An 18375-nucleotide genomic window follows, 5' to 3' on the forward strand; every position below is an offset into this window, starting at 1 on the left:
AACTACGATAATTCAACCTTCGCTTTTTTTAGAATATCATCCATATTTGCACGAGAATCATTAGGTACTTTACGTACATCAAAATGAATGCCTTTTGCTTTCATTTTCTCGAAAGCCCCTACATCTTCTCTTCCCATAGAAAGAACCTTATTAACAACAACCTTTCCAGTTGAATGAGCCATAGAACCAACGTTAACTTCTTTAATATCCACGCCACCCTCTATAACTCTCAGGACATCTAGTGGGTTTTCAAATAATACCAGTGCATTAGTATTACCAAAACGGGGATCTTTTTCTACTTCAATCATTTTGCTGATTGGAATAACATTGGCCTTAACCCCTGGTGGTGCCGCCTGTTCGATTAATTTTTTACGAAGATCGTCTTTAGACACTGCATCTGAAACTACGATAATACGATTTGGTTGTGTAGACTTTGTCCATGCAGTCGCTACCTGACCATGCAATAAACGAGAATCCACACGGACTAAAACGAACTTGATTTTCCCATCACCAACTACTGTACCGGGAGCAAGTCTGCCATTTGCTTTTCCATCTTTTGCAACTGCGATATCAGTATTTTCTTTGGGTTCCAGCTCTTCAGGTTTAATTCTGACCCCTTCCTTCGCTGTTTTAATGATATGTGCTGCGATCTCTTGAGCAGACGTAATTGATAAACGGGATGCATAAGCTTCAATCACCATTGGTAAGTTCAAACCAGCAACGATTGCCCAATTGTCTTTGTGTTCTTCATACAAGCCATTAGCTTGATTGAATGGAGTACCGCCCCATAGATCGACTAAAAATAATACCTCATCTTGATTATCAAAAGATGCAACTGCTGCTTCCATTTTTGCTCTCAAATCGTCTGGCCCTTCGTTTGGCATTAAGGTAACAGCCTTAACATTCTCTTGCTCTCCAAAAATCATTGCGCCAGATTGTAAAATGCCTTCAGCAAATTGGCCATGGCTTGCTAGGATAATCCCTACCATCTCTCTACCTCCTAAATATTTCATCCTAATTTTTTCTGAATTGACGCAACCAATACAACTTTTCTTCTTCATTTCATCAATCTTTAACTATTAAAAACCAACTTTTTCTATCCTTGAGAAAACCACCTCCTAGGCTATTTAAATCTCACTTCTTTTATAAAATTTTGTTTACTACTAAAAATGAGTTTGTAAATCTCCAATTCATCATTTTTCAAATCATTACTTAAAACACTTAATTTCTTGGGTAAAAGGTTCATAATCTTATAAAATAACCTAATACAAGAAAACGCTTTCAAAATATAGAAAGAACATACCGTTGAAAATCGTTGTTTCAAATACACTTACTCTAAACCTAATCAACTATAAATAGACTGAGTTGCGTCAAACCAAAATAGGAGTAAAATTCCACTTGCGAATTGCCTCATTGATAAGGAAAGCGTTTATCTCGAAAAACATGATTATCAATGCAAACGAACATGACAGAAATCAATTTAAAGTTCTTTCGAATGATAAAAATACCATGCAAGTTTTTAATTACGCATATGTTACTCACCAAAAGTTCAATGGAATGACAGACTATACATGTTTATCCTTTTCCCAAATAAAGAAAAGCACTGTTATTCGTATAATGAAATCGATTCCACTTACTAAAAACATTGCCGTTCTATCTGAGAAGATGATTTATATCGCCTGCATACAAAATAACAAACAAAAAAACAATAACCCCCTCTTACGAGTCAGAAGTTTGCTAAAGATAGCTATTTAGAAAACAGTTTGTAGTTGTAGACAGAAATTTGATAAAAGAGTTGATTCGTCGCAAAAAGAATATTTGGCATTGGTATTTTTGATCTTGGTTAGATTGGATATTTGCTCAACTTTAAAGAGAGTATGTATCAAATAATAATAATATTTGTAAAAAAACACATGAATATAACAATATAAAAGCAGCTCGTTTATCAGTTCTCAAATGAATAAAACCACTATCACCCTCTACAACGGTTATATATTCATTATATCCATTGTGAATTTTTTCACAATGGATATAAATTGAACATTTTATGAATAAAACAATTCCACATTATAAGGAATATATAGTGTTTTTTTTAGCATACATTTTTTACTTAAATACCCCTTTGCATTATATGATCGATAGTAAACGTAGTTAACTAATTGATTTCTAATTGAAGTTTAATATATTAATTGCTTAATAAATCAATTGAAAACATATAGCTCCTATGATTCCTCCTATGGTACTACCAATTATGGGAATCCATGCGTATCCCCAATCCGAAGAGCCTTTATTACATATTGGTAAGATTTGATGTGCTAGTCTTGGGCCAAAATCTCGAGCTGGATTTAAAGCAAATCCAGTTGTTCCACCAAGAGATAAACCTATAGATACTATTAACGCTCCTATTATTATTGGAAGTAGTCCATCTGTAACTTTATTATGACTCATAGCTAAAATTGAAAATACAAATACTGCAGTGCCAATAATTTCACTTAACAAATTGGACGGCCAACTTTTTATTGCAGGGCTTGTAGAAAACACCGACAATATAATTTCTTGATTTTTAGTTTCTTTCCAATGCGGAAAATACTGGAGCCAGACAAATATTGAACCTAAAAAAGCCCCCATCAACTGTGCACCAATATAGGAAGGAACTTCACTCCAAGGAAATAACCCTATACAAGCAAAAGCAATTGTAACTGCAGGATTCAAATGTGCTCCACTTATGTTATCTACTATATATATAGCAAATGTAACTGCTAATCCCCAGCCAAGAGTAATTGCAATCCATCCGGAATTTTGTGCTTTGGATTTATTTAGTAAAGTACCTGCTACAACGCCGTTTCCTAATAAAATAAGAACTAAGGTTCCAATTAATTCCCCCATAAATGGAGACATATTTATGACCCCCTTTTGTTATTTCAAATACCATTGTATAAACACAAGGGCATCATCAGCATCTTCCCCATCAAGAATTACATGTATTTCCGCTCCTCTTTTTACTGCTAAACCGATTAATTGAAGAGTGCTTTTTGCATTAACTTTTTTATCTTTAAATATAAACTTAACCGAACAATAATAATCCCTTAAGCCATCTACAATTTCACTTGCTGATTTTGCATGAATTCCATCCTTACGAGTTACAATCAATTTTCTTTCGATTCTCATAAGATTAGCTCCTTTTATATTTTTATAATGGTTTTCGCTTCAAGTACAGCCTTAAATCTTAAAGATTTCTTCTAAAGTTTTGCCAATCCCTAATTCAACAAGTGCTACGTAGGACCCTCTATTAATAGTGAATCTGCTATTTTGATTTAATCACTCTTAATTAGAGCGCCTCCCAAATTTAGGAATACAATTACAACTCGTTCATTATAAATAACCTCTTGAATTTATCTGACGCTTCTACCTACTTATCGTTATCTACTACTCCTGCAGAAACTTTAAAAACACTGGAACTTAATCGGGCGAGTAAAGCTTTTAAATCTCTTAACTAGTAGATAAACATGAGAAACTAAAGCAATTCCTGCATTAGTCATCACAATTGCTCCCTAAGTTCATTAACAATTTCTTTTTCACCTATAAGAGATAAACATAGAGTTTCAAAGATAATAAAAGATGAGACTGCTCCTGGATCTAAATGACCAATAGACCTTTCTCCTAGAAAAGAAGCACGTCCTTTTTTAGCTAATAATGGCTTAGTTTTTTCCATTTGTTCTCTTGCAAAAATGATAAGACCAATAGGTTTTATTTTTTCTCCATTTCTTTGGATATACTTCAAAACAGGATCCCAAACATCAAGCATTGTTTTATCTCCTATCTGAGTTTTTCCTCTTAGACAAATGCCATTTACAGATTCTTGAAAAGCAAGTCCTAATTCATTAATTGTAATTTTATTTTTCCCTTTTAAAACACTACCAGCCCTTAAAAATGCTGTTCCATATAAAGGCCCTGATGCACCTCCAACCTTTGAAATAAGTATCATTCCAATATCATGAAATACATTTCCAATATCATCATAGGCTGTATATGATATCTTTTTTTCAACCTCTTTAAACCCTCTATTCATATTAATACCATGATCTCCATCACCTATGAATTGATCAAGTTGCGTTAAATTTTTTTTTTGATACTCAAGTTGTTTTGCAGTAAGTTGCATCCAATTAATGATATGTCTTGGTGTAATATACATGTTGGCCCTCCTATTGTACACGCCAGTTAGTCGTATTTGCTGGATCATTAAGCAAAGCAGTTAATTGTTCATCTAGTTTTAATAAAGTAATAGAAAAACCGGCCATTTCAATCGCTGTCATGTATTCCCCAACATATGTTTTACAGATATCGATACCAATTTTGTTTAATATTATGTTAATCATCTTATTTAAAATATATAATTCCATTAACGGCGTTCCACCTAAGCCGTTTACCATTACTGCAACTTTATCACCAATTTTCAATTGCATATCACTTAAAATATGCTCTAAAAGGAGTTCAGCCATTTCATTAGCTGCTATCATACTAATACGATGTGTTCCAGGTTCACCGTGAATGCCTATACCAACCTCTACTTCATTTTCACCAATTTTATAACCGACTGTATCAGATCCAGGTATAGTACACGTTGTTAATGCCATGCCCATACTACGTATATTAGCAATTACTTTATTTGCAACATCTTCAACTTCTTTAAGCGATGCACCTTTCTCAGCCATTGCTCCAGCTATTTTATGTACAAATATTGTTCCAGAAATTCCTCTTCTTCTCATAGTTTGTGAACTATTATTAATAGCAATATCATCATTAACAATGACTGTAGCAATTGGAATTCCCTGTGCTTCAGCCATTTCAGCAGCCATTTCAAAATTCATTATGTCTCCTGAGTAGTTTTTTACAATTAACAAAACCCCACTTCCAGTATCCACCTTTTGAATTGCTTTCAAAATCTGGTCTGGTGTAGGAGAAGTAAAAATTTCACCAATTACAGCAGCATCAAGCATTCCTTTACCAACAAATCCTATATGCGCTGGTTCATGACCACTCCCGCCTCCGCTGACAATTGCCACTTTTCCTGGAAATGGACTATTAGCTCGAATAATTATATTTGTTTCAGCCATATTTTGTAGTTTATCAGAATGTGCAAACAACATTCCGTCAATCATATCCCTAACTACTTTTTCTGGATTATTAATAAATTTTTTCATGGCATCTATTCCTTTCCATTAGTCGCCGCTAGTACCCTAAATTTAATTTTATAATTTTATCCCCTCCTACAATTCCCTTTTATTATAAAAACCTATAATGATTTCACTTAGACATTTAGCTTTAAGCCTCCAATTTCATCTAAAAAGATTCTACCAATGTTTGCTTGCTCAAATTTCCCTTTCCTCATGTGAAGTGCTCCAGTGAATACTCCTTTTTCATGCTCAAATAGCTCACTTTCAATTAAATTAGGGGGGATAGCCGCACAATTTACTAGAATAAACGACTTATCCTTTCTGAAAACAGCTTTATGGATACCTTTACCTATAAGTTCTTTTCCTGTTTCACTCTCTCCAGTAATAAGAATCGTAGAATCTAATTCTGCCACTTCATTCGCAACAAAGAGCGTCTTCATTAAAGTGTCACTATAAATAATAATGTCTGGAAAAGAGTTGTTTAGTTTTTTATATTTCGACAATTCACATTCTAAATACTTTATTCTTTTCTTTTCAAGAGTCAATTGGTCTAATAATGATTGTGTTTCATGAATAGATTCATCGTTAAAAGTATTCCGCTCAATTTTGCTATAAGTGTAGCTACGGCTCGAGCATGTGGACCATTTTTAGTATGAATATTAATTTCAATCCTTTGTATCATAAGAACCTATTTCATAATAATATGTGCATAAAAATACATAAAATTCAACCAGTGAATTTTATGTATTTTTATTTTCATTATTAAAACTCTAACTATTACATAATAAGATTTTTTATACAAAACCTGATAATATAGGTTTTTAATACTAATTTTCCCATTTCACCTTTCTTAAGAAATAGTATTTGATTTTTGATAATCATAACACTATCTTTTAATCCGTCATATAACAGACGAAAAATATACATAAAATATTCATAATTCTGTACTCAGAATTTTGATAACATTAGATTCAAGGCTAGATTTTCAGCTTACTTACAAAAAAATCAAGGAGTGATTATCATGGAACGTATCCTAATTAGCCCGCAAAAATATATTCAGGGAAGAAATGTAATTAAAAAAATTGGAGAGTATGTAAAACCTCTAGGAACCAATTTATTAGTTATTGTAGATGAATGTGTTTGGCATCTTGTTGGTGAAAAAGTTATGGAAAGCTTTCATAAACAAAATCTAAGCTTTGAAAAAGTCGGTTTTAATGGTGAAAGTTCTGAAAATGAAATTGCAAGAATTGAGAAAATAGGAAAAGAATTTGGTGCTGATGTAATCATTGGTATTGGTGGTGGTAAATCAGTAGACACAGCAAAAGCGGTAGGAGAAATTCTTTCGGCCAAAGTTGTAAGCGTTCCCACTATTGCCTCAACAGATGCACCAACCAGTTCTCTTTCTGTTATTTACTCTGATGATGGAGTATTTGAGAAATACAAATTTTATTTAAAAAATCCGGATATTATTTTAGTAGATTCCCAAGTCATTGCACAAGCTCCATCCAGATTTTTAGCTGCTGGGATTGGAGACGGAATGGCTACATGGATTGAAGCTAGAGCAAATTTAGAATCTCGAAAACCCGCTATGGCTGGAGGACTCTCTACCCTAGCAGCTGCTAAGATTGCAGAACTCTGTTGGGATACCTTATTTCAATATGGAGAAGCTGCTCTTTTAGCAGTTAAACAAAAAACTGTTACTCCAGCAGTTGAAGCCGTAATAGAGGCAAACACCTTGCTTAGTGGCCTTGGATTTGAAAGTGTGGGGTTAGCTGCAGCTCATGCCATCCATAATGGTTTTACTGTTTTACATGATAAGACTCATGATTTGATGCATGGAGAAAAGGTTGCATTTGGCACATTAGTACAAATGGCATTGGAATCTTGGACAACTGAAGAACTATATAACTACATTGATTTCTGTATCAAGCTTGGCTTACCTACTACACTTGAAGATTTGAACCTAGGTGATGCAAGTAAAGAAGAATTGATGAAAGTGGCTGAAGCTGCCTGTCAAGATGGTGAAACTATACATAATATGCCATTTGAAATTTCACCAGAAATGGTCTTTGATGCAATTATTGCTGCTGATGCTTATGCTACTGAGTATAAATTAAAAAAATTAGTTCAAAATTACAATCCAAAAAATTAATTAAGTGTATATTACACATTATTTAATTTTGTATGTGTCCTTTTAAGAATTTAGCAAAATTACAATACTATATATTAGAAACTAAATAAGCATTAAAATTGTATATATCATGAAATAATCTGAAGACTTCATCCAACATATAAGAGCACGAAATATTTAAATGAATCATAGCATTATGTCAAAATTAATTTTATAACTGAACTTTCACATCAAAGATAAATATAGAAATAAGAAAAAACCTCTTTATGAGGTTTTTTCTAGTCCTATACTTTTAATAATAAAATAAGCTGTTTTTATTATAAACAATAGGTTAGCAACACCATCTTAACATATAAAAACAAAAAGTCTATGTGTCAATTTTTCAAACTCCCTATAGTTTATATGAGAATACTAAAAAGATATAACTAATAAAAAATGTAGGAGAAGTAATAGACTTAATTTATGCTGTTTCCAGTTTACCTATTTAACTAAATTAAGACAGTTTTAGAAGATCTAGAAAGAATAATCTCATTTTATTACTAAAAAATACAACATATTGTTTAGATTCAGTCAAAATAGTAGTTAGTCTTCTACTTAAGATAACAATTTTTTAGCTAAACTAGATTATTAGAATTGACACTTTTGTGTACATTTCTATTACTTCTAGCTTACTATTATTTCTCACCTTACAAAAATGGTATATATATATACATTTTAATTCGATTTCCTGTAGTTTATGAGAAGAAATATACTATTTTTGAATGAATATCATTACATTTCCCCCTAATTTGTTTCATTTTTTGTAAGTTGTTATCCTACTAAATGAGGGTAATCATCACATATAAAAATTAGCATTAACTAAAAATATCAAAGACATTCATAATTTTTATATCAGTATCGGAGGTTACGGCAATAATTCTTCAGAATATATTTTAAAAGGATTTTTATATTGCCAAATATAATTTTTTTAAAATTATAAATCAGAAGTGAGGAGATATTATTATGATTATAAAAAAACACCCATTTCGTACTCTAGCAAAAACAGCTGTTGCATTAACTATTATTATTCCTACATCCCAAGCCATTAGCCAACCGTTTGCGTATGCTCAAGAAAATATAACCAAATCTCAACAACAAGTAGCAACATTTTGGAATAAAAACAAAGATTATCCAGGTGAATCTTACGTTACATATGAAGGTAAGATTTATCATTCTTTATATTGGGTAAATGCAGGTACACTACCTACCCAACAATTTAGCGGTTGGGAATTATATACTGGTTCAGAATATATACCTGACAATAGCGATCCAAATGATTTATTTGGTGAAGGAATCACTTGGCCAACTCATGTTTTTGCACCATATGTAGATAACGGCATGAATCCTCAAAATCTATTAAAATATGCCCAAGAAACAAATACTAGTTTCTTCACGCTTTCCTTTATAGTGGCTGATAAAAATGGAAATCCAGTATGGGGAGGAAGTCATACCCCTATTGGAGATGGTAACTTAGATGATCAAATTAAACAAATTAGAAAAATAGGTGGAGATGTTAAAGTATCTTTTGGTGGAGCAAATGCCGGTAATATCCCTGGATTAGGTGCAGATCTTGCCGCAGCTATTACAGATGTAAATAAATTAAAAGATGCTTATAAAAGTGTAATTAACACATTACATTTAACACACATGGATTTTGATATTGAAGGAGTCTTAGTCGCTCACCCAGAATCTATCGAAAGAAGATCAAAAGCAATTGCGTTATTACAAAAGGAATTAAAAGCTGAAGGTAAAGATGTAAAAATTGGTTATACCTTACCAGTAATGCCTTATGGCCTAACTAATGATGGGATAAATGTGATTCAAAGCGCTATAAAACATGATGTAGATTTAAATTCTATTAATATTATGACTATGGATTACGGACAACAAAACCAACAAATGGGACAAGCTGCAATAGATGCTATTAATAGCTTGCATGGACAGTTAACTAATTTATATAAAGGTACTATTAAAGATTCTGACATTTGGAAAATGATTGCTGTTACACCTATGATAGGAAAAAATGATACTCAAAATGAAACTTTCACATTAAATAATGCAAAAGAATTGTTCCAATTTGCCAAAGAAAAAGGTATTGGGGAAATTAGTATGTGGTCAGTGTATCGTGATAAAAAGGCTACTGAAAGTTGGCAAATTGGTCAGGCAACTGGAGATGCTTCTGGATTACCCGATGTAGACGACGGTGCCTTTTCTAAACTATTTTCTGCTTTTAATAGTAGTACTGAAATTGACGTAATCGCTCCAACAGCTCCTTCTAACCTACGCTCTGTTAGTAAAACAACAACAACTGTTGAGCTACAGTGGGAGGCTTCCACAGATAATATTGGTGTGAAAGAATATGAAGTTTATCGTGATGGAAAAAAAGTAGGAACAACAAAAACAACACGTTATGAAGATGCGGGATTACAAGCCAATACAAAATATAATTATACAATTAAAGCTACAGATGCTGCAGGAAATAAGTCAAAAAGTAGCAATGAAGTTTCAGTTACAACAAAGGAAGAGAATCCAGAACAAACAGCTCCAACAGCTCCAACTGGATTACAAGCATCAGAAACTACTACAAACAGTGTTCATTTAATATGGGAAGAATCCATAAGTAATGTTGGTATAAAAGAGTATGAGATTTATCGTAACGGTACGAAAATAGCTACAAGTCCTTCAACTTACTATACAGATGAAAATTTACTGGCTAGTACTGAATATAGCTATATGGTAAAAGCTATAGATACTCAAGGAAAAGTTTCAGTTGCGAGTAATGAAATCAAAATCACAACAAAAGATACCCCCTCTTCTGAGTATAAGGCATGGGATTCGTATGCTGCATATAAAAAAGGAGATAGAGTAGAACATCAAGGTAAAATTTATGAAGCAGTACAAAGTTATCAAGGATACGGTGATCCAAATTGGATTTTCTCATTAGCTTTATGGAAAGTAATTAAATAAACCGTAATACTATTAAATAAAAGACATCTTTCTTTTCAGATTGATGTCTTTTATGAATTGAAATTTATATTTTACAAATCTATTCTTTCATTTGCCCTAGACTATATATTTTCTATAGGTAATTCTTATTTTACATTACTATGATTTGATTAAGCATCATATTTTCTAAGTTAAGACAAAGTTTACATTATTAATAGTTCGGACGAAAGTCCTAACATTTAAATCTTTTTAACTATATATATAATTAAAAGAAGGTTTTAAGATGCAGACGAACACTAATACTATAGAAGACATCTATCAGGAGATATTAAATGGAAAAAGAAATAGATTTCCACCAAATACTTGGAAATTAGATAGAAATAATCAAATGGCCAGAAGAGTAACAAAGTATTTAGTAACAAAAATTTTGAATTGGAATGAAGAAGAGATAAAACAGAATTGGAATAACAAATTGATTGCAAAGTATCGATTACGTGGTGTATTGAAGCACAAATATAATAATAGTCCATATGCGATGATTAATGATTTATATCCGAATCAATTTAAAGAATGGGAATTTAGAATGACACCATTAAATTTTTGGACGAAAGAAAAGGCCCTACAATTATTAAAATGGTTAATTGAAGAAGAGGAGAAATTACCACCTCAAAAACTCTTGCAAATTTATGGGCAAAAATGGTTAATTGAACATCGACTAAGTGCACCTCTAAGGGTGATTTGGAATGGAAGCCCGTATGCGATGATTAATGATTTATATCCAAATCGATTTAAAGAATGGGAATTTAATAAGGCTCCTAATAAGTTTTGGACGAAAGAAAAAACATTACAAGCACTAAAATGGACAATTGAAGAAAAAGAAAAATTAAATCTGGATCAATTGAAGAATATATACGAACATAAATGGTTAGCCCAATCAGGATTGCGTGGAGCCTGTCAATTATATTGGAATGATAGTCCATATGCAATGATTAATGATTTATATCCAAATCAATTTAAAGAATGGGAATTTAAGATGACACCTAGTGGTTTTTGGACGAGAGAAAAAGCGCTAGATGCATTACAGTGGACAATTGAAGAAAAAGAAAAGCTGACAGATAATCAATTATTACAGCAATACACAATGCAGTGGCTTAAAAGCCATAGACTATGGACACCTGTAGTAAGATACTGGAATGGAAGCCCATACGCAATGATTAATGATTTATATCCAAATAAATATATAAAAAGTTCATTCAGAGGATATATAAATAAAGCTTAATATTATTAAACTTAACTTAATTAAAATGAAAGCTTAACTTGATAAACAGCAAACTATATTTTCTTGATGGGAGAAATATCTAATAACTAATTGGCACGATTAATAACAATAGAAAAACAGTAAAAAATGCTATTGGTTTAAAAATGAATTTAAGGTTTTAGAGGAGGATATTTATGCAAGCAAAAAAAATTCTATTTATTTTTAAAGTGATTAGGCTATTAGCAATAGTTATCTTATTTCTTCTCTTTTATTTTACACATCAATTATCTTATCTCTATTTTTCAATTCCTTTCATTCTTGAAAGGTTCACTAGAAATATTTTAAAAAACAAAGTTTTATAGATGAAAACAAGCTAGCAACTTCAGCAATGAAGCAATAGCTTGTTTTCATCTATCCTTCCCCCCCATTTTTACATATTTATTACTCCTTTTCATATGTCTCACAAGTCATTAATATAATTCCACCATTTAAGCTCTTCTGCCCCAGTATCTAAAACTTAAGATTTTAGCATTATATTAATAAAAAAAGTAAGAAATTTATATGAGGATTTCGTTATAGATTTTTCTAAAATGAAAATTTTGTGAACTTTATAACAAGATAACTTGTTAAACCATTTTCAATAACTTATAATCTTAACTGTGTATGGTGTGTATGGTGTGCATCATAGACAGTCACACTTGTCGATTGAGAGGTATTTAAATGAAAATTATTTTAAATAATGCATCAAATCAACCTTTATATCAACAAATAAAGGAACAAATTAAAGATTCTATATTTAATAATGAATTGACGGAAGGTGAACAATTACCATCAATCCGTGTATTGGCTAATGATTTACATGTAAGTATGTTAACCACAAAAAGAGTTTATGCGGAACTAGAATCCGAAGGTTTTATCGTTACCAGGGTTGGAAAAGGTACTTATGTAGCATCTACAAACTTGGAATTATTAATGGAATCTAAGCGTCATATGGTTGAAGTAAAATTGACAGAAGTGTGCAAAATGGCTCGAAGTATTGGAATCCATAATGAGGAACTCTATTCGATGTTAGATTTAATCTTAAAGGAGGAAAATGAAGAATGAATGCAGTGTTAGAAGTGAAGAATCTAAACAAAGCTTATGAGAATTTTTCATTAAAAGACGTGACATTTTCACTTAACCAGGACTGTATAACTGGTTTTATTGGTACTAATGGTTCTGGGAAAACTACTACTATTAAAGCTATCCTCGGGCTCGTACTCAAAGATTCGGGTAAAATTAATTTTTTAGAAAAGGATATAGATAAACATGAACGAAAATCCAAAAATAAAATTGGTGTCGTGTTAGACGAAGGGTACTTTTACGATGAATTAACATTAAAAGAAATGAAGAATGTAATCGCCCCTTCCTATACTGAATGGGATGAGCAAGTTTTTTTAAAGTATATTAAACGATTTAATTTAAATCTAGGACAAAAAATTTCTACCCTCTCCAAAGGAATGCGAATGAAATTTGCAGTTGCTCTAGCTTTATCCCACCACGCAGATCTATTAATAATGGATGAACCCACAAGTGGACTTGATCCATTGGTTCGAAGTGAACTAATAGACATACTTCTAGATTTTATGAAAGAACCAGGAAAGAGTGTCTTTTTTTCTACTCATATTACCTCAGATCTAGATAAAATAGCAGACATGATTATTTTGATAGATGATGGTCAAATATTAATTGATGAAGAAAAAGATGCACTAGTGGAAACACATGCATTAGTAAAAGGTGATAATCAATTGATTAATAATCAAACAGAAAAACTCTTTTTGAATTTGAGTCAAACTAAATATGGATTTGAAGGGATTACTCATAAAATAGATGATGTGTGCCGGCTTATGCCTGGTGTTTTGATGGAAAGACCAACTATAGAAGATATAATGCTTTCTTATATTGGAGGAAATACATATGCTTATTAATCTTGTTGTAAAAGACATACTATTAGTAAAAAGATATTTTTTTATTTTACTCGTTTTCGCAGCTATTGCACCAATCTATCTTTCTACTCAGTTACACCTCAACGATGGTGGACTTATTGGTTTTCTTTTAACAGTAGTTTTTATGGAGCATATTTTGTTTGGTACAATATCGAAATTCGAAGACCAATACAAAGGAGCAGCTTTACTTTGTGCAACACCATATACTAGAAGTGCCTTTGTAAAAGCAAAATATCTCTTTCTATTGGTAGTTTTTCTTTGTGCCTCAATTATTCGAATGATAATTTCAATTATTATACCATCTGGTATCGAGAATCTTAGTATAAACGCTCTCGGAATAACATTCTTAGTTGTTAGTATTTTGTTTGGAATATTACTCCCTTTCCAATTTAAATTTGGTTTTGATAAAACAAAAATGATTTCTTTTATTGTTGTCTTTTTGACACCTTTTGTAGCTCCTACTCTTATAAAAGAAATTCAGTTGAGCCATCTAAATTTTACACTCCCTCTTCCATTTCCATCAATTATCATGGCATGGATGCCTTGTCTCATTTCAATAGTTATTAGCATTATATCAATGATAATTTCACTGAAGATATATGCAAAAAAAGATTTATAATTAGTTTAAGGGGCATTTTAAAAAATATGTTTTATCGTCCCATACTTATCGAAGTTACGTCAACGCACAAGATACTTCAGTTCTCAGCGTAGGAACTACTGACAAAACCTACTAAGAAAGCTGGTAAATACGTCGATGTTCGCAGGTATCTGTCACTTCGAACATTTCGTTATTTACTTTCTAAATCTTGAGCATTGATCTATGTCTCGATTAAAATGCATCCCTTGTCAATTAAGTGATGTATTTTAGATACTTATTTGTTAAAAAAGGAAGGATGAATGTTCAATCAACCGACACAACTACTTCTTAGGAAGTGTGTTATAGTTAATTCAGAATCAATACTGCTTAGCAGCATTAATTCTCACCTATCTTTTATTTATTTGTTTTTACACCAACTTAAAGGAAAGACCAACTATATTTTTAGTTGGTCTTTCCTTTTGTTATTAGAATACGATTAAGAATCACTTAGTTTATATACACATTACTATTTATTTTACGATAATGTACATATGCTTCCGATAGAATTCTACCGTTCTCTTAATAAAATATGAAAAACATAACTAGTTAAGGTACCTTTCAAAAAAATCAAAACAAAAAGAACTTGTAATATATAATTACAAGTTCTTTTTATCGTAGCTTCAACACATTGGAACTATAGACTTGTAAACAACAACATTAAAGGAAGGGTGAATTATCCCTTTAAAATGATTATATAACTAATATTCATATTTTGAGATTGAAACCTTGAACATTTCGTTAATTTTAACGATTATTTTAATATTCTTCATTTTTAATTTACATAAACATGTTAATTTCTATACATTATAATAAAAATAATATAAAAATAAAAATATATGTGAAATTTTTTATATTTTTTTTGATAATCATAAAATATTTTATTATTATCATTGCATTTTCACTCTAATATTACCATGTTTGTAGATTGCTATTAGAGATTTACCTTCTAAAACTTACTTAAAATTGGTTAGTATTGAATACATTGACTGAAAATTGAGAAATCAAATGCATATTGATACTATTATCATATAAATTATCTGTCAGTCTAACTTCCATTACCCACAATAATGTTTTTCTATCTATGTATAGAAATAATTTATCTGTCAGTAATTTATAGTTAATTATCATATATTAAAAAGGAGGAAGTAAAATTATGAAGAAGCAAATCATTACAGCAACTGCTCTGGCTGCAACATTAGCTACAGCTGCATTACCTACAACATCAGTATTTGCTGCTGAGACAGTTGCTCCTATCCAACAACAGGAATCACAAGTTAGTATTCAACCGTTTGCACAAAGTAATCTAGAAACGGCTGTTCAAGCTGCATTAAATGGCCCCGAAGTAAAAAAAATAAAAGTATTTGAGCATGAATTTAATGTAAAAGAAATTGAAGTTGTGGATCGAGGTGCAGCTGGTAAAGATGTATACGGACAAATCTCTCATCATTTAAGCTTCCGTCCAGATGATCAACTTTACTATAAATTCACAAAAAAAGATGGTGAGGTAACGGGATTCGAATTCCATATTGATAGAGGGGGCTGGACACCGATTGTAGCTCCACTTTTATCAATTCTTGCTGCATATAACGGAATTCCTGTTAATCCAAATGATTTAAATTCACTCGGTCAACAACTTGGAAAAGTTATCGATGGTAGTTGGGAACATGCAGGACAATCTATTGCTACTGCAGTTAGTTTAAGCTTTAATGAGAAATAAGCTTACAGGCATTATTTAGGGTTACAGAGAAGTATTATTCGTAAGTTTTTCTAAAATGATATTATATGTAACAAATCCATTTCTAAATTCAATGCAGTAATAAGAGAGAGACTCTCCCCAAAAGTCTTTTGATCTCAGATATGGAATTCATATAATTTTGTCACATAATATCTTAACAAATAAAAATTTACATTAATAATTATGTAAACATTACCAATTTTAATAATTCATTGTACTTCGGAAAACAGACGTCTAGTTTAAGACTTCTGTTTTCTTTGTATAATATTAGATTTGAATTGTATGCCTTATAAAGTACATGAAGTATGATAATATACTTTGTCATCATTTCACTAAACTTGCACATGATTATTTTGGCCTTTCCACCCTTTTATGATTACATTTCTAAACTTATGTTCCCAGTGCACGATGGCTTTTGAGCAAATCTAAATGAGAATATCCCACTCTAAATTTTAAACCTAACACAATATTTTAAGGCAAATGAAAATAGTAAATCTGATGGTAGCTAACATATTATCTTATTTGACTTACTTTCTTTTTAACTTTACAAACCTTTTGGTACCTATTATAAATTTGGCACTATTTATAAAAACTAAATTTTCAAATTAATACAGTCTATTATTCTCATGCTGGACTTTATGCATATGGTAAAAGCACCTAAATTATTATATAAGACTAATCTGTTTAAAATCAGGAGAGATATAATGAAGAAAATAAAGATTATAAAACACTTAAAATTCGGGATTCTTACTTGTTTTACACTAGCGAGTTTATGTACAACTTCAATAGTATTTGCTGATAGACATTCAGGTTATTCATATGACTCCGATTTAGGTTATCGAAATCCAAACTGGATGTCAAAATTGGAAGATACAAAAAGAATAAGCGAATTATCTATTCCAGGTACTCATGGTTCTATGGCTTTACATGGAGCGAGTTTTATTGATGAGAATTTGACAAGAAATCAAACAATGCCCCTACCTCAGCAGTTCAATGCAGGAATACGGTATGTAGACATGCGTGTTAAACGTGTGAAAAATTCTTTTGCCATGCAGCATGGTATTGTAAATCAAAAAGCAATGTTTGAAGATGTATTAAAAGAAACAATCCAATTTTTAAGAGACAACCCTCATGAAACAATTTTAATGCGCTTAAAAGAGGAAACTGATCCAGAGAACGGCTCACAGTCATTCGAGGAGATATTTAAAAGTTATAAAGACCGTAATGTGTCCTACTTTTGGGAACCTAATTCTGTTCCATTTTCAGAAAGAAATAACCCTAAGTTAGGAGATATCCGCGGAAAAATTGTAATACTACAAAACTTCGCAGCATCTCAAGAATACGGTATTAATTATGAATCATTAAATATCCAAGATAATTTTGAAGTTAGCGCTGGACCGGATGGAATGTATGAAAAATGGAGTGCAGTAAAAAACCAGCTTCTAAAGGCAAATAACGACTCTAACAATAATCATATCTATCTCAACCATTTTAGTGGTACAGGTGGCGCTACAGCATTATGGAATAATTATTATCCTTGGTTTGTTGCAAGTGGAAAGGAAAATCGAGATACTGGTAGTAACCCACAGTTAATTCAAAAAAACACAACAAATGAATGGAAAGACTTCCCTCGTGATACAAACGGTCAAGTATTTTATGGTGGAATGAATACAATGGGGACAGATTTCATACTACAAGGTGGTATCAGACATTCTGGTATCATTGCAGCTGATTTTCCAGGTCCAGGTTTAATAGATAGTATCATTAAATTAAATGGGATAAACGTTAATGAAAAAGAGATATTAATTTCCCAAATTTCTTCTGACTCTAAGCCATTGCCTGGAGAAAAGAACCGATCCAGCCAAAACTTTAGTATAAATAATTTACCCCCAGGGACAATCGGTTTAAAATGGATTATTGAACCTACCCAGGGAGAGACTTCTGACAGTATCTCTTTCAATATTATGGTCGATGTTTCTCTGGGTCTAGATCGTGTTAGTTGGAGCAATATTTCAAATGAGTCCAGGACTGCAGCAGATACAAATTCTAAATATTATATCGCAAATCCAAGTGGTGTGAATCACCCATTTACAGTAAAAGTATATGCTATCACCAATTAAATTTTTTAAAGGATTTCTTTATCCCTCCTTCGGCTTAAGAAGTTCAATTACCTTATGTATCAAAAGAGCAGTCTCTCCAGGTATGCTATATTAAAGGAAATAAAGAATCCAGTGAACTTAAAAAAATTTCATGTGACATATCTTTAGGATTATAAAATAAAAAAGAATCTAGAAATTCCACTAGATTCTTTTTTGTTTTTGGAAACAATTCATATTTAGATTAAAATGTTTTATTTTATAAAAATAATTAAAATACAAATTAACAAACCGCTGAACGTCCTAAAAGTAAAAGTACAATAACTACAATTTCATTCCATGTTGGTAATTGATTTATTTCAACTTTATTCGCG

Annotated in this window: 14 protein-coding genes; 8 read left to right on the plus strand and 6 right to left on the minus strand. The window is 31.5% G+C overall.

The features are described 5' to 3' along the window. Positions 1-2 precede the first annotated feature (2 nt). The 6 genes from NST86_RS31240 to NST86_RS31265 form a co-directional block, all read right to left on the minus strand. The gene (locus NST86_RS31240; protein ID WP_137070292.1) at positions 3-989 is read right to left on the minus strand and encodes a mannose/fructose/sorbose PTS transporter subunit IIA; all 987 of its coding nucleotides are present in this window, start codon (positions 987-989) and stop codon (positions 3-5) included. A 1204-nt stretch (positions 990-2193) separates the two neighbouring features. Further along, on the minus strand, positions 2194-2898 hold the full coding sequence (locus NST86_RS31245; RefSeq protein ID WP_086391801.1) for an MIP/aquaporin family protein: 705 nt from the start codon (positions 2896-2898) through the stop codon (positions 2194-2196). Between the two features lie 18 nt (positions 2899-2916). Next, positions 2917-3168 (minus strand): HPr family phosphocarrier protein, encoded by a 252-nt coding sequence (locus tag NST86_RS31250; protein WP_086391800.1) that lies wholly within the window; start codon positions 3166-3168, stop codon positions 2917-2919. A 370-nt stretch (positions 3169-3538) separates the two neighbouring features. Then, positions 3539-4192, minus strand: a complete 654-nt coding sequence (dhaL, locus tag NST86_RS31255; protein ID WP_025966275.1) for a dihydroxyacetone kinase subunit DhaL — start codon at positions 4190-4192, stop codon at positions 3539-3541. A 10-nt stretch (positions 4193-4202) separates the two neighbouring features. Next, complete coding sequence (dhaK, locus tag NST86_RS31260; RefSeq protein ID WP_137070291.1) at positions 4203-5201, minus strand: dihydroxyacetone kinase subunit DhaK; 999 nt, start codon at positions 5199-5201, stop codon at positions 4203-4205. A 107-nt stretch (positions 5202-5308) separates the two neighbouring features. Continuing rightward, positions 5309-5614 carry a sigma 54-interacting transcriptional regulator gene (locus tag NST86_RS31265; RefSeq protein WP_241669938.1) on the minus strand — a complete coding sequence of 102 codons (306 nt, stop codon included), beginning with the start codon at positions 5612-5614 and terminating at the stop codon, positions 5309-5311. 581 nt (positions 5615-6195) lie between these two features. On the opposite strand from NST86_RS31265, the gene NST86_RS31270 reads away from it, so the two are divergent. The 8 genes from NST86_RS31270 (at position 6196) to NST86_RS31305 (ending at position 18025) form a co-directional block, all read left to right on the plus strand. Then, positions 6196-7326 carry a glycerol dehydrogenase gene (locus tag NST86_RS31270; RefSeq protein WP_086423714.1) on the plus strand — a complete coding sequence of 377 codons (1131 nt, stop codon included), beginning with the start codon at positions 6196-6198 and terminating at the stop codon, positions 7324-7326. A 981-nt stretch (positions 7327-8307) separates the two neighbouring features. Further along, positions 8308-10311 (plus strand): fibronectin type III domain-containing protein, encoded by a 2004-nt coding sequence (locus NST86_RS31275; protein WP_086423715.1) that lies wholly within the window; start codon positions 8308-8310, stop codon positions 10309-10311. A gap of 262 nt (positions 10312-10573) precedes the next feature. Next, on the plus strand, positions 10574-11569 hold the full coding sequence (locus NST86_RS31280) for a DUF4046 domain-containing protein (RefSeq protein ID WP_050822643.1): 996 nt from the start codon (positions 10574-10576) through the stop codon (positions 11567-11569). 699 nt (positions 11570-12268) lie between these two features. Further along, entirely contained in the window at positions 12269-12652 is a 384-nt protein-coding gene (locus NST86_RS31285) for a GntR family transcriptional regulator (RefSeq protein ID WP_000691660.1), read from the plus strand. After that, positions 12649-13515 carry an ABC transporter ATP-binding protein gene (locus NST86_RS31290; protein ID WP_000994767.1) on the plus strand — a complete coding sequence of 289 codons (867 nt, stop codon included), beginning with the start codon at positions 12649-12651 and terminating at the stop codon, positions 13513-13515. The genes NST86_RS31285 and NST86_RS31290 overlap by 4 nt, the downstream gene beginning before the upstream one ends. Continuing rightward, positions 13505-14152 (plus strand): ABC-2 transporter permease, encoded by a 648-nt coding sequence (locus tag NST86_RS31295; protein ID WP_000906775.1) that lies wholly within the window; start codon positions 13505-13507, stop codon positions 14150-14152. The genes NST86_RS31290 and NST86_RS31295 overlap by 11 nt, the downstream gene beginning before the upstream one ends. Before the next feature lie 1171 nt (positions 14153-15323). After that, positions 15324-15887 carry a hypothetical protein gene (locus tag NST86_RS31300; RefSeq protein WP_000744122.1) on the plus strand — a complete coding sequence of 188 codons (564 nt, stop codon included), beginning with the start codon at positions 15324-15326 and terminating at the stop codon, positions 15885-15887. 722 nt (positions 15888-16609) lie between these two features. Continuing rightward, positions 16610-18025 (plus strand): phosphatidylinositol-specific phospholipase C, encoded by a 1416-nt coding sequence (locus NST86_RS31305; protein ID WP_000721291.1) that lies wholly within the window; start codon positions 16610-16612, stop codon positions 18023-18025. The last annotated feature ends 350 nt before the right edge of the window (positions 18026-18375 follow it).

The organism is Bacillus sp. FSL L8-0199, from assembly GCF_038005705.1.
GTDB classification, from domain to species: domain Bacteria; phylum Bacillota; class Bacilli; order Bacillales; family Bacillaceae_G; genus Bacillus_A; species Bacillus_A cereus.

Coding starts and splice junctions, on each gene's coding strand:
- NST86_RS31240 (WP_137070292.1), bottom strand. CDS start 989: ATGGTAGGGATTATCCTAGCAAGCCATGGCCAATTTGCTGAAGGCATT.
- NST86_RS31245 (WP_086391801.1), bottom strand. CDS start 2,898: ATGTCTCCATTTATGGGGGAATTAATTGGAACCTTAGTTCTTATTTTA.
- NST86_RS31250 (WP_086391800.1), bottom strand. CDS start 3,168: ATGAGAATCGAAAGAAAATTGATTGTAACTCGTAAGGATGGAATTCAT.
- dhaL (WP_025966275.1), bottom strand. CDS start 4,192: ATGTATATTACACCAAGACATATCATTAATTGGATGCAACTTACTGCA.
- dhaK (WP_137070291.1), bottom strand. CDS start 5,201: ATGAAAAAATTTATTAATAATCCAGAAAAAGTAGTTAGGGATATGATT.
- NST86_RS31265 (WP_241669938.1), bottom strand. CDS start 5,614: ATGAAGACGCTCTTTGTTGCGAATGAAGTGGCAGAATTAGATTCTACG.
- NST86_RS31270 (WP_086423714.1), top strand. CDS start 6,196: ATGGAACGTATCCTAATTAGCCCGCAAAAATATATTCAGGGAAGAAAT.
- NST86_RS31275 (WP_086423715.1), top strand. CDS start 8,308: ATGATTATAAAAAAACACCCATTTCGTACTCTAGCAAAAACAGCTGTT.
- NST86_RS31280 (WP_050822643.1), top strand. CDS start 10,574: ATGCAGACGAACACTAATACTATAGAAGACATCTATCAGGAGATATTA.
- NST86_RS31285 (WP_000691660.1), top strand. CDS start 12,269: ATGAAAATTATTTTAAATAATGCATCAAATCAACCTTTATATCAACAA.
- NST86_RS31290 (WP_000994767.1), top strand. CDS start 12,649: ATGAATGCAGTGTTAGAAGTGAAGAATCTAAACAAAGCTTATGAGAAT.
- NST86_RS31295 (WP_000906775.1), top strand. CDS start 13,505: ATGCTTATTAATCTTGTTGTAAAAGACATACTATTAGTAAAAAGATAT.
- NST86_RS31300 (WP_000744122.1), top strand. CDS start 15,324: ATGAAGAAGCAAATCATTACAGCAACTGCTCTGGCTGCAACATTAGCT.
- NST86_RS31305 (WP_000721291.1), top strand. CDS start 16,610: ATGAAGAAAATAAAGATTATAAAACACTTAAAATTCGGGATTCTTACT.